The sequence below is a fragment of the Nocardioides pollutisoli genome, assembly GCF_040045055.1.
Classification (GTDB): Bacteria; Actinomycetota; Actinomycetes; order Propionibacteriales; family Nocardioidaceae; genus Nocardioides; species Nocardioides tweenelious.
Genome location: NZ_JBDZDU010000001.1, coordinates 1,827,422 through 1,848,932, shown reverse-complemented (window position 1 = coordinate 1,848,932; position 21,511 = coordinate 1,827,422). Strand labels below are relative to the sequence as shown.

The 21,511-nt window shown below is 71.4% G+C and carries 24 protein-coding genes; 9 read left to right on the top strand and 15 right to left on the bottom strand.

All coding sequences use genetic code 11. From position 1 onward, the window contains the following. Window positions 1–135 precede the first annotated feature (135 nt). From ABLE68_RS08990 to ABLE68_RS08965, 6 genes are all read right to left on the bottom strand, one after another. The gene (locus tag ABLE68_RS08990; protein ID WP_348870975.1) at window positions 136–1,245 is read right to left on the bottom strand and encodes a hypothetical protein; all 1,110 of its coding nucleotides are present in this window, start codon (window positions 1,243–1,245) and stop codon (window positions 136–138) included. Window positions 1,246–1,381: 136 nt separating this feature from the next. After that, complete coding sequence (locus ABLE68_RS08985; protein ID WP_348870974.1) at window positions 1,382–1,804, bottom strand: DUF1707 SHOCT-like domain-containing protein; 423 nt, start codon at window positions 1,802–1,804, stop codon at window positions 1,382–1,384. After that, window positions 1,801–2,493 carry a PadR family transcriptional regulator gene (locus ABLE68_RS08980; RefSeq protein WP_348870973.1) on the bottom strand — a complete coding sequence of 231 codons (693 nt, stop codon included), beginning with the start codon at window positions 2,491–2,493 and terminating at the stop codon, window positions 1,801–1,803. The genes ABLE68_RS08985 and ABLE68_RS08980 overlap by 4 nt, the downstream gene beginning before the upstream one ends. Before the next feature lie 204 nt (window positions 2,494–2,697). After that, window positions 2,698–4,611 (bottom strand): M3 family metallopeptidase, encoded by a 1,914-nt coding sequence (locus ABLE68_RS08975; protein ID WP_348870972.1) that lies wholly within the window; start codon window positions 4,609–4,611, stop codon window positions 2,698–2,700. Next, the gene (locus ABLE68_RS08970; RefSeq protein WP_348870971.1) at window positions 4,608–5,834 is read right to left on the bottom strand and encodes an RNA polymerase sigma factor; all 1,227 of its coding nucleotides are present in this window, start codon (window positions 5,832–5,834) and stop codon (window positions 4,608–4,610) included. The genes ABLE68_RS08975 and ABLE68_RS08970 overlap by 4 nt, the downstream gene beginning before the upstream one ends. Next, window positions 5,831–6,184 carry a YciI family protein gene (locus ABLE68_RS08965; protein ID WP_348870970.1) on the bottom strand — a complete coding sequence of 118 codons (354 nt, stop codon included), beginning with the start codon at window positions 6,182–6,184 and terminating at the stop codon, window positions 5,831–5,833. Before ABLE68_RS08965 ends, ABLE68_RS08970 begins: the two co-directional genes overlap by 4 nt. Before the next feature lie 114 nt (window positions 6,185–6,298). Between ABLE68_RS08965 and ABLE68_RS08960 the strand changes: the two genes are divergently transcribed. Genes ABLE68_RS08960 through ABLE68_RS08945 form a run of 4 tightly spaced genes read left to right on the top strand, consistent with a single transcriptional unit; the run spans window position 6,299 to window position 8,702 of the window. Further along, window positions 6,299–6,679: a VOC family protein gene (locus ABLE68_RS08960; RefSeq protein ID WP_348870969.1), complete on the top strand. Its 381-nt coding sequence runs from the start codon at window positions 6,299–6,301 to the stop codon at window positions 6,677–6,679. Window positions 6,680–6,696: 17 nt separating this feature from the next. Then, on the top strand, window positions 6,697–7,302 hold the full coding sequence (locus ABLE68_RS08955; RefSeq protein WP_348870968.1) for a maleylpyruvate isomerase N-terminal domain-containing protein: 606 nt from the start codon (window positions 6,697–6,699) through the stop codon (window positions 7,300–7,302). Window positions 7,303–7,306: 4 nt separating this feature from the next. Next, window positions 7,307–8,341: a glycoside hydrolase family 6 protein gene (locus ABLE68_RS08950; RefSeq protein ID WP_348870967.1), complete on the top strand. Its 1,035-nt coding sequence runs from the start codon at window positions 7,307–7,309 to the stop codon at window positions 8,339–8,341. 4 nt (window positions 8,342–8,345) lie between these two features. After that, window positions 8,346–8,702 (top strand): hypothetical protein, encoded by a 357-nt coding sequence (locus ABLE68_RS08945; RefSeq protein ID WP_348870966.1) that lies wholly within the window; start codon window positions 8,346–8,348, stop codon window positions 8,700–8,702. Between the two features lie 607 nt (window positions 8,703–9,309). Here ABLE68_RS08945 and ABLE68_RS08940 read toward each other — a convergent pair. After that, window positions 9,310–9,534, bottom strand: coding sequence for a DUF4287 domain-containing protein (locus ABLE68_RS08940; RefSeq protein ID WP_348870965.1), 225 nt, complete (start codon window positions 9,532–9,534; stop codon window positions 9,310–9,312). Window positions 9,535–9,571: 37 nt separating this feature from the next. Continuing rightward, the gene (locus ABLE68_RS08935; protein WP_348870964.1) at window positions 9,572–10,048 is read right to left on the bottom strand and encodes a DUF427 domain-containing protein; all 477 of its coding nucleotides are present in this window, start codon (window positions 10,046–10,048) and stop codon (window positions 9,572–9,574) included. Between the two features lie 55 nt (window positions 10,049–10,103). Between ABLE68_RS08935 and ABLE68_RS08930 the strand changes: the two genes are divergently transcribed. Genes ABLE68_RS08930 through ABLE68_RS08915 form a run of 4 tightly spaced genes read left to right on the top strand, consistent with a single transcriptional unit; the run spans window position 10,104 to window position 13,736 of the window. Then, entirely contained in the window at window positions 10,104–11,390 is a 1,287-nt protein-coding gene (locus ABLE68_RS08930; RefSeq protein ID WP_348870963.1) for an MFS transporter, read from the top strand. Continuing rightward, window positions 11,387–12,850, top strand: a complete 1,464-nt coding sequence (locus tag ABLE68_RS08925) for an SDR family NAD(P)-dependent oxidoreductase (protein ID WP_348870962.1) — start codon at window positions 11,387–11,389, stop codon at window positions 12,848–12,850. The genes ABLE68_RS08930 and ABLE68_RS08925 overlap by 4 nt, the downstream gene beginning before the upstream one ends. Next, window positions 12,850–13,566, top strand: a complete 717-nt coding sequence (locus tag ABLE68_RS08920; RefSeq protein WP_348870961.1) for an NADPH-dependent F420 reductase — start codon at window positions 12,850–12,852, stop codon at window positions 13,564–13,566. Before ABLE68_RS08925 ends, ABLE68_RS08920 begins: the two co-directional genes overlap by 1 nt. Before the next feature lie 23 nt (window positions 13,567–13,589). Continuing rightward, window positions 13,590–13,736 (top strand): hypothetical protein, encoded by a 147-nt coding sequence (locus ABLE68_RS08915; protein ID WP_348870960.1) that lies wholly within the window; start codon window positions 13,590–13,592, stop codon window positions 13,734–13,736. Here the strand turns inward: ABLE68_RS08915 and ABLE68_RS08910 are convergent. From ABLE68_RS08910 to ABLE68_RS08885, 6 genes are all read right to left on the bottom strand, one after another. Beyond that, complete coding sequence (locus ABLE68_RS08910; protein WP_348870959.1) at window positions 13,733–14,236, bottom strand: mycothiol transferase; 504 nt, start codon at window positions 14,234–14,236, stop codon at window positions 13,733–13,735. The two genes, ABLE68_RS08915 and ABLE68_RS08910, sit on opposite strands and share 4 nt — an antisense overlap. 22 nt (window positions 14,237–14,258) lie before the next feature. Beyond that, on the bottom strand, window positions 14,259–15,914 hold the full coding sequence (locus tag ABLE68_RS08905) for a DUF429 domain-containing protein (RefSeq protein ID WP_348870958.1): 1,656 nt from the start codon (window positions 15,912–15,914) through the stop codon (window positions 14,259–14,261). Window positions 15,915–15,928: 14 nt separating this feature from the next. Then, on the bottom strand, window positions 15,929–16,390 hold the full coding sequence (locus tag ABLE68_RS08900; protein WP_348870957.1) for a TetR/AcrR family transcriptional regulator: 462 nt from the start codon (window positions 16,388–16,390) through the stop codon (window positions 15,929–15,931). Continuing rightward, complete coding sequence (locus tag ABLE68_RS08895) at window positions 16,387–17,568, bottom strand: cytochrome P450 (RefSeq protein WP_348870956.1); 1,182 nt, start codon at window positions 17,566–17,568, stop codon at window positions 16,387–16,389. The genes ABLE68_RS08900 and ABLE68_RS08895 overlap by 4 nt, the downstream gene beginning before the upstream one ends. Before the next feature lie 213 nt (window positions 17,569–17,781). Then, the gene (locus tag ABLE68_RS08890; RefSeq protein WP_348870955.1) at window positions 17,782–17,931 is read right to left on the bottom strand and encodes a hypothetical protein; all 150 of its coding nucleotides are present in this window, start codon (window positions 17,929–17,931) and stop codon (window positions 17,782–17,784) included. A gap of 27 nt (window positions 17,932–17,958) precedes the next feature. Next, window positions 17,959–18,846 carry an SGNH/GDSL hydrolase family protein gene (locus tag ABLE68_RS08885; RefSeq protein ID WP_348870954.1) on the bottom strand — a complete coding sequence of 296 codons (888 nt, stop codon included), beginning with the start codon at window positions 18,844–18,846 and terminating at the stop codon, window positions 17,959–17,961. A 148-nt stretch (window positions 18,847–18,994) separates the two neighbouring features. Between ABLE68_RS08885 and mptB the strand changes: the two genes are divergently transcribed. Then, entirely contained in the window at window positions 18,995–20,434 is a 1,440-nt protein-coding gene (gene mptB / locus ABLE68_RS08880; RefSeq protein ID WP_348870953.1) for a polyprenol phosphomannose-dependent alpha 1,6 mannosyltransferase MptB, read from the top strand. On the opposite strand, the gene ABLE68_RS08875 is transcribed toward mptB, so the two are convergent. After that, window positions 20,386–21,510, bottom strand: coding sequence for a glycosyltransferase (locus tag ABLE68_RS08875; protein WP_348870952.1), 1,125 nt, complete (start codon window positions 21,508–21,510; stop codon window positions 20,386–20,388). The two genes, mptB and ABLE68_RS08875, sit on opposite strands and share 49 nt — an antisense overlap. Window position 21,511 lies beyond the last annotated feature (1 nt).

Here is a 21,511-nt window from a genome sequence, read left to right as displayed (position 1 = left end):
CTTCCTGTCAACTGCGGGCTCGCCCGGTGGGGGGTTTCGGGGAGGCACGCCCCGAGAAGTGCCTGGATATGCCTGAGCCCGCCCCGTTCACCGGGACGGGCTCAGGCTCATGCTGTGGTGCTCGGTCGCTGCTGACTACACCAGCGGGTTGGACGTCCGGCTGTTGATGCAGAGAGCGCCGAACTTGACCTGCGCGCTGCTGGCATCCCAGTTCCACCAGTAGAACGCCCGGGTCTTGGGCCGCGGCTCCATGCCGAGGAACCAGTTGTGCTCCCAGTGGTTGCCGAGCCAGTACCAGCCGACCATGGCCTTGTAGCCGTGGAGCTGCGCGAAGTCCTGGTCGCAGGAGTACTGCGTCTCCTTGGGGTCACCCTGCGGGATGAGGGCTTCCTTCCAGTCGCTGAAGTTCACGCCCGGCAGGTGCTTCATCCCGATGCCGTGACGGTGTCCGTTCAGCGACGTCTTGCGGCTGATGCACTTGCCGTAGAAGGAGACGTTCTGGTCCGGGTGCGACCAGTTGCTGGCGAACTCCCAGGCCCACGACAGTCCGCCGTTGGTCGGGTAGCTCGCGAGCATCCGGTTCTCCGGGCTGTAGCCGGGACCGAAGTCGAAGCCGGGGGCGACGAAGTACTGGTCAGGCGCGCAGAACCAGGTGCTGCTCGAGTCCCAGTAGTCCCGGTCGGTCCACGCGTGGTGGCCGGTCATGAACGTGGAGCCGAAGGCCGGCGTGACGACCACGTCGTGGCTGTGGTTGTTGCTCGACTCGACCGAGTGGCGGATGCAGGTGACGAAGATCTTCACCTGGGCGTCGCCGTACGCGCGGTTGTCGAAGCGGAAGTTCCACTTGGAGCCGTCGCTCGTGTCGGGGTACGACGCAAGCGTCCAGACGTCGCGCTTGTCGTTGTAGAGGCCGCCGGCGGTGCTCGTGGTCGGGTAGCCCGAGTCGTCGTCGGGGTCGTAGACGGGCGGGTTGTACTGGTCGACGCTCTTCACGCTCCACATGCCGTCGAGCGCGTAGTCGAAGGGGTTGCAGCTGAGCCACTGCGACGGGGAGTCGGCCATGGAGTCGGCGCCGACGCCCGAGAGCCGCAGGCTCTTCTCGACCTTGTACATGTAGATCTCGTGCTTGTGCTGGGACGGAACGGCGTTCGCCTGCACAGCCGTGACCGCGACCAGGGCCATGGGAGCGATGAGCGCTCCGACGGCGGCCGCGATGATTCTCCGGTACCGGGTATGAATCGTCATGACGACGATCTCCTTGCGTTGACAGGAAATAGGGCGTGAGCACGACTCCCGAGAGCGTTCCTCCGGCCCCCCCGGTCCGGTAGCAAGAAGATTAAGTCGCCGTCGCGACCACGAGAAACTGGTCTATGGCACTGGTCTATCGCGGTGATCTGGACCAGTGAGGGGCGCGTGACCGACCGCGGTGGCGGCTCAGGACGAACCACACGACCGCCAGCCCGACGAGGATCACCGGCAGGTGGGTGACCACGGTCAGCACCAGCAGGACGACCAGCACGACGACGAGCGGGGTCGGCACACCGCGGCGCCAGGGTGACATGCCGCCCGACCAGGAGGTCGAGCGACGCGCCGACGACTCCCGAGCCGGCGCCGGTGGTCCGTACCGGCCCGGGAGGTCGCGGAAGAGGGGTGCGAGCTCACCGCGGGTGCGCGCCGCCCAGACCCGGTCCAGGCGCTCGGCGTACTCGTCCGCGGTGAGCCGGCCCTGGGCGAAGTGCTCCCCGAGCTCGGTCGCCGCTTCCTCCCGGTCCGCGTCGCTCATCCGGAGGTGGTCGTCGGTCACGACTCGTCCTCCTCGTCTGCCGTCTGGTCCCCCTCGGCCAGCAGGCCGTAGAGGCGACGGCGAGTGTCGGCCAGGATGTCGGCCGCGTCGCGGCGCTGCTGGTCGCTGCCGTTGGTGACGATCTGCCAGACGGCGCCCATCACCTGACCGATCTCGGGCTTGAGGTCGACGGCGTCGTCGTCCTGGCGCTCGCGCTCCTCGAACGGCGTCCACACGTCGGCCAGCTCGTCGTTGTGCTCGTCGACGTACGCCTTGCCCTCGTCGGTGAGCTTGAGACTGCGACGGCCGCGGCTGTCGTCGGCCTCGATCAGGCCCTCGTCCTCGAGCTGCTGGATGGTCGGGTAGACCGAGCCGGGGCTCGGGCGCCACGCGCCGTTGCTGCGCTCGGCGATCTGCTGGATGACCTGGTAGCCGTTGATCGACTCGCCGCTCCACTGGGCGGTGCGCACGACGTCCAGGATCGCGGAGCGGACGTCGCCGCGCCGGACCCGAGGTCCGCGCTGGCGCTCGCCCTGGGCGAGGCCGAAGAGGCCGGCGACCCACGGTGGCGGCCCGGGGTGTCCCGGTCGACCGAAGCCGCCGGGTCCGAAGCCGCCCCACGGACCGCCGCCGCGGCGGCCGCCTCCGTGCTGGTTCCACTGCTGCTCGGCGTGGTCTGCCCACTGCCTGCTGAATCCACGGTGTCCCATGACAGGACTCCTCTCTGTGCGGGATGTCGCGGTGGCGACGTAGTGACAGTCGCCGATCCTTCGCGATATATCGTGAGCGTACGTCGATAGATCTGCCGGCACAAGGCGGAATACCCGGTGAACCGGGTACTCATGGACTTCTGGGGTGTTGCAACACCCGAGAACCCCAGGAACACCCGGTGAACCGGGTATTCCTGGGATCGGTCAGCGAGCCAGCCAGGCGGCGTACGCGTCGAAGGAGTACGGCCGACCGAGGAAGTCGGCGACGAGGTCGGCGGCGTCCTTCGAGCCACCGGCGGCGAGCACCCGGTCGCGGTAGCGGCCGGCGACCTCGGGAGCGAAGAGGTCGTCGGGGTCGAAGGCGCCGAAGAGGTCCTTCGCGATGACCAGCGACCACATGTAGGTGTAGTAGGCCGAGGAGTAGCCGCCGAGGTGGCCGAAGCTGGCGAACATGTGGGTGCCGTCGATGTAGGGGAACGGCGAGTAGCGCTCCTGCAGCTCGCGCATCGCGAGGGTGAGGTCGGCCGGCCGGTCGGTGTGGAACCAGTAGGACATCGCGGCGTAGAACATCTGGGTCCGGGCGTAGTAGCCCTTGCCGAAGTCGTCGGCCGCGCGCATCCGGTCGACGAGGTCGGCCGGGATCGGCTCACCGGACGCGTCGGTCGCGAAGCTCCGCAGCACATCGGCGTCCCACGCCCACTCCTCGAGCATCTGGCTCGGCGCCTCGACGAAGTCCCACTCGGTGGCGACGCCGGCGAACCGGGTCCACTCACCGCGGCCGGCGAGCACGTGGTGCACCAGGTGGCCGAACTCGTGGAAGAGCGTGACCACGTGGCTGTGCTCCATCAGCCCGCGGGAGAAGTTGCAGACGAGCACACCCTCGGCGAGCTGCCGGCCCGCCAGGCCCTTCGCGAGCGTGAACTGCGCGGCGTGCTTGAACTTCCCCTCGCGCGGGTGCAGGTCGAGGTAGATCCGGCCGAGCTGCTCGTCGCCCGAGTAGACGTCGTACGCCGTCACCTCGTCGTGCCACACGGGTGCGTCGGCGACCGGTTCGTAGCGCAGCCCGAAGAGCCGGCCGGTGACCTCGAGGAGTCCCTGACGCACCTTGGCGAAGTCGAAGTAGGTGCGGACCCGCTGGGCGTCGACGTCGTGCCGCTCCTGGCGCACCAGCTCCTCGTAGTAGACGGAGTCGGCGGTGTCGATCGACTCGGCGCCCGGCACGTCGCGGCGGTAGCGCTCCAGCAGGAGCTCGAGGTCGCGCTGCATCGGCCCGCTGGACACCTCGGCGATCCGGTCGATGAACTCCGGGATCGCCGGGCCCGTGCCGATCATCTTCACGTCGGCGTCGTACGACGCCCAGTCGGCGTAGCCGACCAGGTTCGCCAGCTCGTGACGCAGCGCGAACATCTCGCGCAGGAGCGCGTCGTTCTGCGGCCAGCCGCGCTCGAGGAACGCGACGGTGACCTCGCGGCGCGTGGCCGCGTCGTGCGCGAACGTCCGCACGGGTACGGCGTCGGGGTAGTCGGTCGTCACGTGCACGAGCCCGTTGTCGTCGACCGGGTGCGCGTCGAGCCAGTCCTGCGGCAGGCCGGCCAACCGCTCGGGAGGGAGCAGGACCGTGCGGACGTCGTCGCGGATGTTGCGGCTGAACTCCTGGCCGATCGCCGTCAGCCGCTCGTTGATCTCGCTGAGCCGCGCCCGGGTCGCGTCGTCGAGGTCGACGCCGGCGCGACGGAAGTCGTCGAGCGTCTTCTCGAGCAGCCGGGCGGCGATCGGGTCCAGCGCCGACGGGTCGAGGGCGGCGAAGACGTCGTAGAGCCCTCGGTCCTGGCGCAGGTCGGTGACGTAGCGGTCGACCTCGACCTCGGCCGCCTCGCAGGTCTCGCGCACGACCTCGCGCGGGTGCACGTTGGCGAAGAGCGACACCGCGGCCGACACACCACCGAGCTCGCGCGACACCTCGTCCCAGGTCTGCAGCACCGCGAGCGGCTCGGCCGGCGGCTGCTCGCGCAGCGACGCGACGAGCTCGCGGGCCGCGGCGAGACCGGCAGCGCTGCGGTGCTCCACCCACTCCCGCGCGTCATCGTGCGCGGGCAACGAGAGCGGCATCGTCGTCATGGAGCCAGACTGCCACGCCTCCGGGAGAGGTAGGCGCGCTCCGCGTCGTTCTCGGTCGCGTCGATCGCGGCGTCGTACGCCGCCCGTGCCTCGGCGCTGCGGCCGAGCCGGCGGAGCAGGTCGGCACGGGTCGCGTGCCAGGCGTGGTAGGTCGTGAGCGGCAGCCGGTCCACCTCGGCGAGCGCGACCTCCGGTCCGTCGAGCTCGGCGATCGCCACGGCCCGGTTGAGGGCGACGATGGGGCTCGGCGAGATCGCCTGCAGCTGCGTGTAGAGGGCGACGACCTGGCCCCAGTCGGTGTCCGCGGCGGCCGGCGCATCGGTGTGGACCGCGTTGATGGCGGCGAGCAGCTGGTAGTGGCCCGGCCGGTTCCTGGCGAGGCACTCGCGGACGAGCGCGTGGCCCTCGGCGATCAGCGCGCGGTCCCAGCCGCCGCGGTCCTGCTCGAGCAACGTGATCAGCTCGCCGCCGGCGACCCGCGTCGTACGCCGCGACTCGGTGAGCAGCATCAGCGCGAGCAGGCCGGCGACCTCGGGCTCGTCGGGCAGCAGCGACCGCAGGACCCGGCCCAGCCGGATCGCCTCTGCGGTGAGGTCCTCGCGGATCGGCGCGTCACCGGAGGTCGCGAGATAGCCCTCGTTGAAGACCAGGTAGACCACGGCGAGGACGCCGTCGAGGCGCGACGTCAGGTCGGCAGCAGCGGGCACCCGGAACGGGATGTGGGCGTCCTTGATCTTCTTCTTCGCGCGGGTGATCCGCTGCGCCATCGTGGTCTCGGGGACCAGGAACGCCTGGGCGATCTCGAGGACGGTCAGCCCACCGAGGAGTCGCAGGGTCAGCGCCACCCGGGCCTCGGGCGCCAGGGCGGGGTGGCAGCAGGTGAACATCAGCCGCAGCCGGTCGTCCTCGACGATGCCGGTGGGCTCGTGGGGTGTGTCGTCGTCCAGCATGAGTGCCGCCTGGTGCTTGGCGTCGCGGCGCGACTCGCGCCGGATCCGGTCGATGGCCCCGTTGCGGGCCGTCGTGGTCAGCCAGCCGCCGGGGTTCGGGGGTACGCCGTCGACCGGCCAGCGCTCCAGCGCGACCAGCAGGGCTTCGGCGGCCGCCTCCTCGGCGAGGTCGATGTCGCCGAGCCGGCGGACCAGCGAGGCGACCACCCGGCCGTACTCCTCGCGGTAGATCCGCTCGACCGCGTCCCGGGCCAGCTCGTGGGCTCCGCTCACGCGGGCTCGTCCTGGAAGGGGCGCACCTCGACCCGGCCGGCGCACGCCTTGGACCCCTCGGCGGCCCAGGCGAGCGCGGCGTCGAGGTCGGCCGCCTCGATGATCCAGAAGCCGCCGATCCACTCCTTCGACTCGGCGAAGGGACCGTCGGTGATGATCGGCTGGTCCGGGCGACCGTCGACGGTGGTGGTCGACCCGATCGGCGCCAGACCACCGGCGAACACCCAGGCGCCGGAGGCCTGGAGCTTCTCGTTGAAGCGGTCCACCGCCTCGAAGACGGGCTGCCTCTCCTCCGGCGTCAGCTCGACGTCGACGTCGGATCCGTTCACGGACAGCAGGTACTGCGTCATGGGAGCTCCTCCTCTGCGTGGGCCGCTGACCGGCCCGTCACCATCTCCACGAACGGACCGAGCCTCCTACGACACCCTTCCCGAAATTCGCCTGCTCTGCCTACGGTGGCTGCCATGTCGACCCCGGAGCTCCGCCTGCGATCGACCGTCCTCGGCTCACCCGACCCCGCCGCCCTGGCCGACTTCTACCGCCAGCTGCTCGGCTGGAAGGTGCGCGACGAGGAGCCGGACTGGGTCGAGCTCTGGTCGCCGGACGGCGGTGGCTCCCTGGCGTTTCAGCTCGAGGGAGGTCACGTCCCGCCGACCTGGCCGGGCAGCCCGGGCGACCAGCAGATGCAGATGCACCTCGACATCGAGGTCGACGACCTGCCGCAGGCCGTCGCCCACGCCACCGCACTCGGTGCGAGCCTGGCCGACGCGCAGCCCCAGGACGACGTACGCGTGCTGCTCGACCCGGCAGGACACCCGTTCTGCCTCTTCGCGTCGGGCGGCTGACGACGTACCGTCGGACCATGACGGACTCCGCCACCGACTGGGGTGACCTCTACCGCGAGCACGTGAGCGCCGTGTCGGCGCTGGTCGGCGGGCTCGACGACGACCAGCTGACGATGCGCGTGCCGGGATCCCCGGAGTGGACGGTGCGCGAGGTGCTCGCCCACCTCGCCGGCGGGCCGGCCGACTCGATCAGCGGCCGGACGGAGGGCGCACCTGGCCCCTCGTGGACCGCCCGGCACGTCGCCGAGCGGAGCGGCGTCCCGGTCCCGGAACTCGTGGCCGAGCTGCAGTCCAACCAGGACGCGATCGCCGACTCGACCGTCGACAATCCCCGACCCGCGGTCGTCTGGGACATCGCGGTCCACCACGCCGACCTGCACGAGGCCCTCGGCCGCGGCATCCCGCCCGAGCGGATGTGGCAGCCCGTGGTCGGCGCGGTCGCGCCGATGAAGTTCGGCGCGGCCGGCGTGCCGGAGGACGTCGACCCCTACGAGCTCTTCCGCGCCCTCTTCTCGCGCCGGTCCCGGACCCAGATGCAGGCCTGGGGTCTGCCGCTGTCTCCCGACCAGCTCGACGAGCTCTGCATCTTCGGGCCCAGGGACGACGACCAGCCCGTACCCTGAGTAGGTGCTCCCTCGGTCTATCGTCGCGCGCGCTGGCGCGTTCCTCGCGGTCCTCGCCCTCGGCTCGGCCGTCCTGGTCGCGCCCAGCAGCGCGGAGCGGAGCAGCCAGGACCGGACCGCGCACGCCGCCACGAAGGCGAAGGACCCCCGCAAGAAGCTTGGGCTGTTCGTCGACCCGAAGATGCCGGCGTACAAGCAGGGCGGCGTCTACCGGACGTCGATCGGCAGCCGTCCTCAGGCGTTCTGGCTGATCCCCGAGGCCTTCGACACCGACCACGTGAAGAGCTGGGTCGACGGCTACGTCGGTGACGCCGCGGCGACCCACAAGACGCCGATGCTGACGGTCTACGGGATCCCCGGTCGCGACTGCGGCCAGTACTCCTCGGGCAACCCGCTGAAGACCGCCCCGGAGTACCGCGCCTGGATCCGGCAGATCGCCAAGGGGCTGGTCAAGCGGCACGCGATCGTCGTCCTCGAGCCTGACGCCCTCCCTCTCTTCAGCAGCCCGGTCGAGACCTGTCCCACCAAGCCGGCCGGGTGGAAGGGGATGCTGAGCTACGCCAGCAAGACCCTCGCCCAGACCGGCGCCTGGGTCTACCTCGACGCGGGTCACTCGAACTGGACGCCGTACGACACCCGTCCGCAGGTCCTGAAGGACGCCGGCATCAAGTACGCCCGCGGCTTCAGCACCAACGTCTCGAACTTCCGCCCGACCTCGGACGAGAAGGCCTATGCGACCTTCCTGCTCCAGGGCCTGCGCAAGATCGGCGTCACCGGCAAGCACTACGTCATCGACACGTCGCGCAACGGCGCGGCCCCGGTCGGCGACGGCCACGACACCATCAACCCGACCTGGGCACGGATCGGCACCCGGCCCAAGCTCGTCTTCGACGGCGCCTTCGACGGCACGCTCTGGGTCAAGCACCCGGGCGAGTCCGACGGTCAGGTCAACGGCGGCAACGCGTCGGGCAAGTGGTGCACCATGCTCGCCGACCGGTTGCTCAAGGGCTCTTCGACCCAGACCTACTGCCCGGAGTGACGCGGTGGCGACGTACGCGGTCAACCCCGACGCCGTCGCCCACGCGCGTGCGCTGATCGGGAAGAAGCAGTACGTCCTCGACAGCGACTGGGGCGACGTGCAGCCGGACGCCGACGCGCAGAACGCCTACCTCGAGCGCCATTCGTGGGCCGAGTACGCCGCCTGGCACCTCGGCCTCACCGAGGGCGCGAACGACGAGACCAAGGCGCGGCACGCGTTCGGCTACGGCGACTTCCGGCGGGTGCACCGCTCCGGGTTGATCGCCTGCGTCTACCGCGCCGCCGAGTGGCGGCACAAGAAAGTGGAGCTCGCCGCCCACGACCTGCTGCAACTCCTCGACCGGACCGCCGGCATCGAGTAGTCCGTCCCGGGGTTTCGAGACAGGCGCTAGCGCGCCTTCCTCAACCACCGACCCCCGGTGGTTGAGGAAGGACGAAGTCCTGTCTCGAAACCCCGGAAACCAACGCGCTCACCTCGGCTGCGGAGGTTTCGAGACGGCGCTAGCGCGCCTCCTCAACCCACGGCACCGGGGGTTGAGGAAGGACGAAGTCCTGTCTCGAAACCCCGGAAACCAACGCGCTCACCTCGGCTGCGGAGGTTTCGAGACGGCGCTAGCGCGCCTCCTCAACCCACGGCACCGGCGGTTGAGGAAGGACGAAGTCCTGTCTCGAAACCCCGGAAACCAACGCGCTCACCTCGGCTGCGGAGGTTTCGAGACGGCGCTAGCGCGCCTCCTCAACCCACGGCACCGGGGGTTGAGGAAGGACGAAGTCCTGTCTCGAAACCCCGGAAACCAACGCGCTCACGTCGGCTGCGGGGGTTCCGAGACGGCGCTGGCGCGCCTCCTCAACCACCGACCCCCGGTGGTTGAGGAGGACGAAGTCCTGTCTCGAAACCCCGGAAACCAACGCGCTCACCTCGGCTGCGGGGGTTTCGAGACGGCGCTGGCGCGCCTTCCTCAACCACCGTCAGGCCTTGTCCTCCGCCAGCGTGAAGGCGACGACCGCGTTGGCGTGGCCGTGGCCCATGCCGTGCTCGTCCTTGAGGAGCGCGACCAGGTCCATGTGCTTCGCGCCGGCGCCGTAGCCCGGCGCGGAGCGCACGACTGCCTGCCACTCCTCGACCGGTCGGCCGTACTTCTTCTCGATGGACGGGAAGTACGACGCCGGTCCCTGCACCTTCTGCTCAGTCATGCTCGTACCGACCTCTGCTCCGTGTTGATCTCATCGGTCACCAGCCCGACGTGCCCGGGGCGCCCTTGAAGGGGCCGACGACACGGCTCGTGATCCAGCCGCCGTAGAAGCTGCCGGGCTGGGGCACCACCACTTCCCCGTCGACGGTGCACCGGTCGACCAGCCCGGGCATCACGGCGATCGCGCCGGCGATCACCTCGAAGCCGGGCGACGGCAGCTCGTAGAACCAGCCCGCACGGGAGGCGACGACGTCGTCGGCGACGAGGTCGACGTACGACGCCTGCCCCTTCCACTCGCACCAGCTGCGACCGACCGCCGGGCGCAGGGTGCCGGCGGCGAAGGCGGCCCGCGGCAGGTAGTACGTCGGCGGGTGGCTGGTCTCCAGGACCCGCCACGAGGTCCTGGTGCTCGCGACCACCCGGCCACCGAGCTCGATCTCGACCAGCTCGCTGCTGGGCTCGACCCGGGGCGGGCGCGGGTAGTCCCAGACCGACTCGACCGTGGGCTTCGTCATGTCCCGACGTTACCGGTGCGGGGAACATCCGCTGCCGGGGTTAGGTTCGGGGATCGTGCGCAGTCTCCGGGGCCTGGTGGCCGACACCCGACCTCTCGGCAACGAGCACTTCCGCCGTCTCTGGATCGCGAACATCATCACGGTCGTCGGCGCCCAGCTGACCGTCGTGGCGGTCCCGGCCCAGATCTACGCCGACACCGGCTCCTCGGCGTACGTCGGCCTCACCGGCCTCTTCGGCCTGGTGCCGCTGGTCGTCTTCGGACTGTGGGGCGGCGCGCTCGCGGACGTCTTCGACCGTCGCACGATGCTGATCATCACGACCACCGGGCTGATCGGGACGAGCGCGCTCTTCTGGCTCCAGGCGTTCGCCGGCAACTCGAACGTGTGGCTGCTGCTCTGCCTCTTCTCGGTGCAGCAGGCGTTCTTCGCGGTCAACCAGCCGACCCGCAGCGCGATCCTGCCCAAGCTGCTCGATCCGCACCTGCTGCCGGCGGCCAACTCGCTCAACATGACGATCTTCACCGCCGGGGCGATCGCCGGTCCGCTCGTCGCGGGTGTGCTGATCCCGGTCATCGGCTACGAGTGGCTCTACCTGATCGACACCTTCACGCTCTTCGCGACCCTGAGCGCGGTGATCCGGCTGCCGCGACTGCCGGTGGTCGACGCCGCCAAGGGCACCCCGGGTCTGCGGTCGGTGATCGAGGGCTTCGCCTACCTGCGCGGTCACCCGGTGCTGATGATGTCCTTCGTCGTCGACCTGATCGCGATGGTGTTCGGCATGCCGCGAGCGCTCTTCCCGGAGATCGCACACGCGTCGTTCGGTGGCCCCGACGAGGGCGGCCTGGTGTTCGCGCTGCTCTTCGCCGCGATCCCCCTGGGGTCGGTGATCGGCGGCATCTTCTCCGGGTGGGTGTCTCGCGTCGACGCGCAGGGCCGCGCGGTCATCATCTGCATCCTGGTGTGGGGCGCCGCGATGACGGGCTTCGGCCTCGCGGTCGGACTGGCGTCGTACGCCCAGCAGGCAGCGCTCGTCATCGCCCTGGTCATGCTGGTCATCGGTGGTGCGGCCGACATGGCGTCCGCGGCCTTCCGCACGAGCATGCTGCAGAGCGCTGCTGACGACTCCGTGCGCGGGCGGCTCCAGGGCATCTTCATCGTCGTGGTGGCCGGTGGCCCCCGGATCGCGGACGTCGTCCACGGCGCGAGCGCGGCGATGGTGGGGACGGCGGCGGCCGCGGCCGGTGGCGGAGTCCTCGTCGTGATCGGGACCGTCGTCGCGTCGCTCGCGGTGCCGTCGTTCATTCGTTACCGGATCACCCGGACACCTACCATCGCTGGGTGAATCGACCGGTGATCGACCCCGACGACCTGGCCACGACCGTGCGCGTGCTCGGCCAGCTGCACGACCTCGACGAGGACGACCCGGACCTGGTGACGGTCAAGCGCGCGGCCTCGCACATGTACAAGGCGCTGAAGGCCGAGCGCCGGATGCGCAAGCGGGCCGCCGAGCTCGCCCACGACCGCGCGATCACCGAGGCGACCGCGACCGGTTCCCCGATGCGCATCGACGACGAGACCCTCGGCATCCCGCTCGTCTCCAACGCGCCCGGTGCCTTCGCCGGCGAGCTGATCAATCCGCGCGGCTGCTACATCTGCAAGCAGGACTACACGCTGGTCGACGCGTTCTACCACTACCTCTGCCCGACCTGCGCGGCCATGTCGCACGCCAAGCGCGACCAGGGCACCGACCTCACCGGCAAGCGCGCGCTGCTCACCGGCGGCCGCGCCAAGATCGGCATGTACATCGCCCTGCGCCTGCTCCGCGACGGTGCGCACACGACGATCACGACCCGCTTCCCGCACGACGCCGTACGCCGGTTCTCCGAGCTCGAGGACAGCGCCGACTGGATCGACCGCCTCAAGATCGTCGGCATCGACCTGCGCGACCCGACCCAGGTGATCTCGCTGGCCGACGAGGTCGCCGCGGCCGGCCCGCTCGACATCCTGATCAACAACGCCTGCCAGACCGTGCGCCGCAGCCCGGGCTCCTACGCCCCGCTGGTCGAGGCCGAGCGGGCTCCGCTGCCGTCCGGCGTCACGCTGCCCGAGATCGTGACCTTCGACCACATCAGCGATGCCCACCCGGCCGCGATCGCCGGCACCCTGCGCCAGCACGCGGTCGCTCACCACGAGACCCCGGCCCACACGCCGGCCTCGATCACCTCGCTCGCGCTGCAGGCCGGCAACGCCAGCCTCGAGGCGCACCTCGCCGGCACCGCCGTCGACGCGGGCGGCCTGCTGCCCGACCTGCAGACCACCAACTCGTGGACCCAGACCGTCGACGAGGTCGACCCGTTGGAGCTGCTCGAGGTGCAGCTCTGCAACGCGACCGCGCCGTTCCTGCTGATCTCACGGCTGCGGTCGTCGATGCGGGCCTCGACCGCGCGGCGTACGTACGTCGTCAACGTGTCCGCGATGGAGGGCCAGTTCGGTGGCCGCCGCTACAAGGGGCCGGGCCACCCGCACACCAACATGGCCAAGGCGTCACTCAACATGCTGACCCGTACCAGCGCGGGCGAGATGTTCGAGACCGACCAGATCCTGATGAACGCCGTCGACACCGGCTGGATCACGGACGAGCGCCCGCACCAGGAGAAGCTGCGGATCGCCGCCGAGGGCTGGCACGCCCCGCTCGACCTGGTCGACGGCGCTGCTCGGGTCTATGACCCGATCGTGCGCGGCGAGGCGGGCGAGGACCTCTACGGCCACTTCCTGAAGGACTTCGAACCCGTCGCGTGGTGATGGGTCTCGACAGGCTCGACCACCGGAGGTGGAACAGCCGGGTCCCTGAAACGGTTGAGCCAGGCATGACCACCATCGGAATCATCGGCAGCGGCAACATCGGCGGCACCCTCGCGAAGCTCTTCGCGGCCCAGGGCCACGACGTCGTGATCAGCAACTCGCGCGGGCCGGAGACGCTGGCCGACCTCGTCTCCGAGATCGGCGGCACCGCCCGCGCGGCCACCGCGGCGGAGGCGGCCGAGGCCGGCGAGATCGTCGTCGTGTCGATCCCGTTCCTCGCGATCGACTCCGTGCCGGTCGAGCCGCTGGCCGGCAAGATCGTCATCGACACCAACAACTACTACTGGGAGCGCGACGGCCACGTCGCAGACATCGACGAGGGCCGCTCGACGCCGAGCGAGGCGCTGCAGGCGCACCTGCCCGACTCCCACGTCGTGAAGCTCTTCAACGCGATCCGCTCCGACCACCTGCTCACCCAGGGCGTGCCCGCGGGCTCGGACGGACGGCGCGCGCTCCCGATGGCCGGCGACGACGAGTCCGCCAAGGCCACCGTGGCGTCGCTGGTCGACGGGATCGGCTACGACGTCGTCGACACGGGGTCGCTCGCCGACAGCTGGCGCTTCGACCGGGACCAGCCGGCGTACGGTCCCGAGGTCGACGCCGCCGCCCTCACCGAGCTGCTCGGCCAGGCGAAGCGCGCCTCCGCCACCGCGTAGTCGAGCGGTGCCAAGATCCCGTCATGGACGGGATGGAGTGCGACAACTGCGGGGCGACGATGCGCTGGGAGACCTCCCACTCGCGCTGCGACCGGTGCGGCTACATCCGGCCGTGCTGCGAGGGCGCGCCGGTGTCGGCGAGCTGCGTCGTGCCTGCCGCATCGAGCTAGGCGCCGAGCAGGCCGCGGACGTACGCCGCCTGGCCGACGTGCTGCATGTCGTCGTTGACCACGCTGACCAGCCGCGCGCCCAGCGTCACCGGCGGGTCCCAGCTCGTGTCGACGACCCGGTCGAGGTCGTCGGCCTCGAGCGCCTCGACGTACGCGACGGTCTGCGCGTGCACCGCCGTGAGGTAGTCGGACAGCAGGTCGCTGGTCGCCAGGACGTGGCCGACGTCCTCGGACGACTGGCCGTAGCCGATGGCGCTCTCGTCGAAGGGCAGGCCGAAGGCGTCGGCGTAGCCCTGCGACGTCCACACCTGCGCGATCCCGGCGACGTCGGCGACGTGGTCGTCCTGCACGCGGGCGAGGTGCCAGAGCAGCCACGCGATGGAGTTCGCGTCGGGCGTGGGTCGGTGGGAGAGCTGGTCCTCGGAGAGGTCCCTGACCGCGGCCAGCCCGGTCTGGTGGATGCGGTCGAAGGCGTCGACGAGCACCTGCGCAGGAGTCATGCGTCGACGGTAGCCGGGCTGTCTAGCCGGTGAGCTTCTCCAGGCGGGTGCGCAGCAGTGCCGTGCGGTGGGCGTTGCCGGGCAGCGCGACGTAGTCGTCGCCCCGGGCCGCCAGCAGCGCGTCGTCGAGACGGCGTACGGCGCCCGGCGGGTAGCGGTAGTCCATCCGCGCCGTGATCCGCTCGGCATCGACGCCACCGAGCAGCTCCCCGAGCTCGGCGAGCGACGTGATGCCCAGCTCGGCGAGGAGCCCGGCGATCCAGGCGTAGTGGTCCGACCGGGACCACTCGGCATCGGGGTACTGCCCGGCGAGGTACGCCGCGAGCTCGCGCGGGGTGATCTCGTCCGCGTCGGTGGCGACCTCCTCCTCGATCGCGGAACCGCCGCGGAGCCGGTCGCGGATCGTGGTGAACTCCTGATCCGCGAGCTCGAGCAGGCCGGCCGCGAGCGTGAAGCGGCGGTCGAAGTCGCGGGCGTGCTCCTCGGGGACCGTGCCCTTGTAGCGGATGTCGTGCTCGAACTCGGCCCACGCGTGCTGGAGCACGGTGCGGACCTGGACCTGAGCCGCGGGCCCACCGTTGCGCGCGACCTGGAGGTGACGGCTGGCGTAGCCGAAGCGGCCCTCGCTGGCGGTCTCCTGGCCGAGGTCGCGGTCGTCGAGGACGGTGAGGTAGGACCCGAGCACCTCGGCCACCGCGGACACGTCGCTGCGCACGTAGGTGATGACCCGGATCCCGATCTGGTCGGTGATGTCCTTCATCGGGTCGGGGTAGACCGGCTGGCCGTCCAGGGTGCGGGCCGCCTTGGTCGCGAAGGACTCGATGCTCTTCGCACGACCGGTGACGGTCAGGTAGTTGATGCCGGCCTCGTCGAGGATCGAGGTCACGAGGGCGACGTACTCCTGCGCGTCCTGGACCAGCGCCGCGTGACCGCGGGCGTACTGGTCGACGGCAGCGCGCACGCGCGCGTGGGTGTCGGGGATGGCGGGCGTGACGATGTAGCCGTGCTCGAAGTCGCCGTAGACGCGGGTGCGCTCGGGCCAGCGCTCGGCGAAGAGCGCGACGTAGGCGCAGACCACGGCGTCGACCTGGTCCTCGACGCGGCGCAGGTCGACCTTGCGGGTGGCGCCCTCGACCTGCGCGCGCAGCGCCTGCCAGGCGGGCGTCGGCGGGACGATCTGCTCGACGTGCGTCATCAGGGTCAGCAGCTCGGAGCGCAGGAACGCGAGGTCGCGACCAGGCTTCTGCTTGTACTTCAGCGTCTTGCTGAGCCCGAAGAGCACGACGGTCGCGGGGTGCGGGTAGACCTCGATCGCGCGGCGCTCGCGACCCGAGCGCGGGTCCATGTCGAGGCCGAGGCGCTTGCAGATCCGGGCACCGCGGCTGCCGTTCCTGAACTCCGGCTTGCCCGTGTTCGACGGGTGCGTGCCGGCCTCGTAGCGGCGGAAGTCCTTGCTGAGCTGCTTCTCGGCCGGGCGGGAGCCGGTGGGGTTCGTGACGATGAGCGGCGCGTCGACACCGACCAGGCACGGACCGTCGACGTACGGCGCCAGCCGCTCCGCGATCTCGTCGTCGGTGCGCACGGCCGAGACGTGCACCAGCTGGCCGTCGGCGTCCAGGACGGCCAAGCCCGTGGGCTCGCGCTCACCCCAGGCGAGGTCGATCCCGACGAAGTGCATGGCCACAGACTGCCCTAGCGGGCAACCAGGGCGGGCACGACGTACCGCTCGACCATCGCGCGCTCGTCGGCGTCGTCGCGGCCGGGCACGATCAGCAGGGAGACGACCACCCGCACCAGCCAGCGCGCGGTCTCCTCGTCACCCAGCCCGCCGACCACCGCCTCGGACTGCGCGAGCTCCGCCGTCGTCCCCGCGTCGGCGGCCCCGAACCAGGCGATCAGCTCGGGCCTGGCGCGCACCTCGCGCACCGCGGCGAGGACCGCCTCGACGACGTCGTCGGTGGGCAGCAGCGCCCCGATCCGGCGGGCCTCGCGGTGGACGAAGGCGACGTGCAGCTCGTGACGGTCGGCGAAGTAGCGGTAGAGGGTCGCGCGCGAGCAGCCCGCCGCTCGGGCGATCTCACCCATGCCGACCGTGTTGACCCCCTGGGCGGCGAAGAGGCCGGCCGCGGCTTCGAGGATCTGCTCGGCGTTCATCCCGCGACCCGGAACGGCACGGTCGTGGGTCGGCGCACGTAGGGGCCGGGCGCCCACTCGACCGCGTCGAGGTCGACGGTGAAGTCGGGGCAGCGGGCCAGCAGCTCCTCGAGGGCGACCCGTGCCTGCAACCGGGCGGCGGACGCGCCGAGGCAGTGGTGGCTGCCCTGGCCGAAGGTCAGGATCTGTGACGGCTTGCGGCGTACGTCGAGCTCGTCGGCGTCCGCCCCGTAGCGCCGCGGGTCACGGTTGGCCGCTCCGTACAGCAGCAGGACGCGTCGGCCGGCCGGGATCGTCGTGCCGTGCAGCTCGACGTCACGGGTGGTCGTGCGCGCCAGCCCCTGCACGGGCGAGGTCAGGCGCAGGAGCTCGTCGACCGCGTCGCCGACCAGCGCTTGGTCGTCGATCAGCAGCCGTCGCTGGTCGCGGTCGGACTCGAGCAGCTGGACGCTCCCGCCGAGCATGCCGGTCGTCGTGTCGTTGCCGCCGGTGACGACCGCGAAGACGTAGCTGAGGATGGACAGGATCCCGCGGTCGTCGTCGCCGACGCCGGCGGAGACCAGGTGGGAGATGGTGTCGTCGCCAGGCTCCGTGCGCCGCCACGCGATCAGCTCGGAGAAGTAGGCCATCATCTCGCCGATCGCCTGCGTGGCCCCGGCGATGTCGCCCGACGAGCTGGCCGCGACGATCGCGTGCGTCCAGTCGTCGAAGCGCTCACGCCCGTCGTCGGGCACGCCGAGGTAGTGGGCGACGACCATGCTGGGCAGCGGCTTGAACAGCGCCTCGACCAGGTCGCCGCCGCCCTCGTCGCGCAGCCGGTCGAGCCGCTCGACGACGAACGCCCGGACCGCCGGCTCGACGGTGGTCACCTGGCGCGGGGTGAAGCCGCGCGAGACCAGCTTGCGGAAGGCCGTGTGGTCGGGCGGATCCATCATCACCAGCGGCAGGTTGTCGGCCAGGCCGATGGTCTCCAGCTCGTCGTACTCGACGGTGAGGCCCTGCGCTGAGGAGTAAGTCGCGGTGTCGACCGCGGCCGCCATCACGTCGGCGTGCCGGGACAGCACGTAGTAGTCGCGGCCCCCGGAGCGCTCGACGTGGTGCACCGGGTCGTGGTCGCGCAGGTCGGCGTACATGGACCACGGGTCGCCCCAGGTGTCAGCCGTGCCGGGTCGGTACATGGGGCCCAGCGTGAGACAAATCGAACGATTTGTCTAGCCGCCGTTGGTTGAGGAAGGACGAAGTCCTGTCTCGAAACCCCGCGGGACTTGTCCAGCCAACCGTTGGTTGAGGAAGGACGAAGTCCTGTCTCGAAACCCCCGAAGGCCACGGCGCTATGTCGGTTGCGGGGTTTCGAGACAGGCGCTAGCGCGCCTTCCTCAACCACCGACTGGTCAGTCGACCTCGGCGCGCTCCAGGGCGGCCCGGGCGCGCTGGGCGGCGCTGACGGCGCGGTCGCGGCGGGCGTGCCGGGCGGCGTCCTCGCGGGCGACCTGGCGGGCGTGCTGGAGCACGATGGCGGGGTTGACGGTGAGCGGGTTCATGGCTGCCTCCGATGGGTGATCTGGCAGTCACGCTTCCTGCTGAGGTACTGCCCGGACATCGGGAGGAGTCCCTAGAGGCCCCTCAGATACCACGGGCGCCGACACCGGGGCATGGTGGCCGAACGGCACCGAGTCGGCGTAGCCGAGGGCGGCCAGCACGCTGGGCAGCATCGCCTTGGCCGTACGCCGGTAGCCCGCACCCGACGGGTGGAAGCGGTCGAGCGCGAACATCTCGTCGGGCTGGGTGATGAAGAACGGACCGACCACGTCGGCCAGCGACACCGCGCGACCGCCCCGCTCGGTGGTGACCTGGCGCTGCACCGCCGCGAGCTGCCGAGAGGCCCGGGCGCCGAGCGTGCGGAGCGGCTGCGGGAGCGGCTGCAGGGCCCCGAGATCCGGGCAGGTGCCGACGACGACCTCGGTCCCCTGCTCGCGCAGCGCGACGACCGCGTTGCCGAGGTCACGACCGGACTCCGACGTGCGCACCCGGTGGGTGATGTCGTTGCCCCCGACCACGATCACCGCGACATCGGCCCGGTAGCCCGGCGGCAGGTCGGCGATCTGGCCGGCGAGGGCGGAGGTCTCGGCACCGACGACGGCTCCCGTGTGCAGCCGGACCGCGCGGTGGGTGGCCTTCGCCAAGCGCTTGGCGAGCTGGCCGCCGAGGGTGTCCCTCGGGTCGTCCGCACCGAGGCCGGCTGCGATGGAGTCGCCGAGCAGCAGGAGGTCGACGGGGTCGCCGTACTTCTTCTTGTAGACGCGGTCCGCCGAGAAGGCCTCCTCCCCCAGCGGCTTGCCGATCACCCGGCGCGCCGAGTTGGCCTGCAGCTTGAGGGCGTACGTCGACGCCGCCACCGTGGTCACCGCGCCTGCCGCCGAGACAGCCGCCGTGACGGTCACCCGTCGCCAGCTCACGGGCACCACGTCACCAGACCCCCTTGACCGGCCGGGGGACGGCGGGTGACCGCCGGGTGTACGGCCCCACCAGGACCGTCGCCCACTCTTGGCGCGACGTTCAACGCACGGCCAGGAGACCGGTCCTCCGCCTCCCTAGCCTCGCCTCGTGATCACCCGTGGCGCCGTCGGCTCGGTCCTGGTCCTGCTCGGCGGGCTGGTGACCCAGGTGCTGCCGTGGTCGAGCCCGATGGCCGACGCCCCGCTCCTCGGCACGATGCGCGAGTCGACGACCGGCCGGATGATCGGGCTCGTCGTCGTGGTCGCGGGGCTCGCGCTGCTCGGGTCCGCCTGGCTGCAGCTGCTCCGCGCGACCCATCCCAACACCGGCCTGCCCACGGGGCAGCGGCTCAAGACGGTGCACGTGGCCGCCCTCTCGTGGAGCGCGCCGCTGCTGCTCGCGCCGCCGCTCTTCAGCCGCGACGGCTGGAGCTATGCGGCGCAGGGCGCACTCACGCACATCGGGCTCTCGCCCTACATCTGGACGCCGAGCATCTTCGACGGGCAGATCCGGGAGGGCGTCGACCCGCTCTGGCTCAACACGCTGACGCCGTACGGGCCGCTGCCGCTGGCCTGGGGCTCGTTCGTCGCCGGGATCACGGACAACCCGTGGCTGATGGTCGTCGGCTACCGGGTGCTCGCGCTGGTCGGGCTGGCGATCCTGGCCCGGGCGGTGCCGCGGCTGGCGCGGGCCACCGGGCAGGACGTGGCGCGGGCGTCGGCACTCGTGATCGCCTGCCCGCTGACGATCGCCCAGGGCGTCGGCGGCGTCCACAACGACCTGATCATGGCGGCGCTGATGGCCGCGGCCCTCGCCGTCGCCCTCGACCACAGCTGGGTCCTCGGTGCGGTCCTGGCCGGTGCGGCCGCAGCGGTGAAGGTGCCCGGTGGCGTCGTCGCCATCGGCGTCGCCCTGGTCTCGCTGCCTCTGCTGGCCGGTCTCTTCCCGCGGCTGCGGCGGCTGACGGCGGTCGGTGCGGTCGCCGTGGCCGTGCTCGTCGGCTCCGGTGCGCTGATCGGCGTGGGGACCGGCTGGATCCACGCGCTCGGCACCCCGGGCATCGTGCGTACGCCGCTGTCGCTCACGACCCAGGTCGGGGTGCTGCTCGGCCACGTCGACGGCCACGCGCTCGCCATCGTGCGGACGCTCGGGCTGGCGGTCGCCGCCGCCCTGGTCGCGTGGTTCGCCCTGCGCGGACGCACCGGTGACCGGGCCAGCGCCGTGCGCACGACGGCGAACCTCGCGACGGCGGTCGTGCTGCTCGGTCCGGCCGTGCACGGGTGGTACCTGCTCTGGGCGCTGCCGTTCCTCGCCGCCTGCGCGTGGGGTCCCCCGATCGACGCGCTGGTCCGTGACGCCGCGCTTCTGCTCGGCATCATCGCGCCGCTCGACTCCTCGCTGCGCGGTGCGCCGACCGAGATCATCGTGGTCGCCGCCCTGGTGATCGCCACGGCGATCCGCCTGCGGCTCTCGCACCGGGAGCCTCAGGCTGCCCCACCTCAAGCAGGTGTGCCCCAGCGCCTCTCGGGCTCGTCGCTCGCACCGTGAACCGCGAGCATCGCCTCGACGGTCCGGTCCCACGGGTAGCGCTCGGCACGACGCCGCGCACCCGCCCGCGTGAGGTGCCGCGGCCGGCTGGTGATCCGCAGGACCGCGTCGGCGAGCGCGGCCGGCTCGGGCGCTGCCCAGTCCCCGCTGGCCGCGTCGACGAGCTCGCGGGCGCCTCCGACGTCAGCGGTCACGACCGGCGTCCCTGACGCGAGCGCCTCGAGGACCGCCAGCCCGAAGGTCTCGGCCGGGCAGACCGACAGGGCCGCATCGGCGCGGGCGATCCGCGCGCTGAGGTGCCCGCGCCCGGCGACGTGGCCGTGGAAGACGACCGGTGCGCCGTGGGCCATCCGCTCCAGCTCGGCCCGGTGCGGGCCCTCGCCGTAGACGTCGAGCCGGACGGGCACACCGCGGCGGTGCAGCTCGAGCGCGGTGGCGACGGCGAGGTGCGGGCTCTTCTCGCGCGAGAGACGGCCGACGTGCACGAGCCGGAGCGGGCCACCGTGGTCGTGGCCGCGGACCGGGCGGAAGGTGTCGAGGTCGACCCCGAGCGGGATCTGGTGGGTCGGGGTCCCGACCTTCGCGGCGGCGAGCGAGAACTCCCCACGGGCGTACGACGAGGTCACGACGACCGCGTCGAAGCGCCGGACCAGGATCCGGTTGAGCGCCGCGGTGGAGGCGGTCGCGCCGGCCTCCCAGCCGGTGCGCAGGGAGAGCATCGCGTCGAGCCGCTCGTGGGAGAAGAGCACCGACCGGACCCCGTTGCGGCGCGCCCAGCCCGCGACCGGCAGCAGGGTCCACTTGTCGGAGACCTCGACCGACGTGGGCCGGAAGCTGTCCAGGACCTCGGTCACCCGCCAGGGCTCGAGGATCAGCCGGTAGCCGCCGCCGACCCGCGGCGCGCGCACCTGCACGACGTCGCCGTGCTCGGTCGAGGTCCGGGCGTCACGCGACCCGGGCACGATCAGCAGGCGGCGTACGCCGGCCGCGGCGTAACCGGCGCCGAGGGCGTCGACCGCGTGCTTCATGCCGCCCGACGTGGGGCCGACGAAGTTCGCGAGCTGGGCGATCCGCACG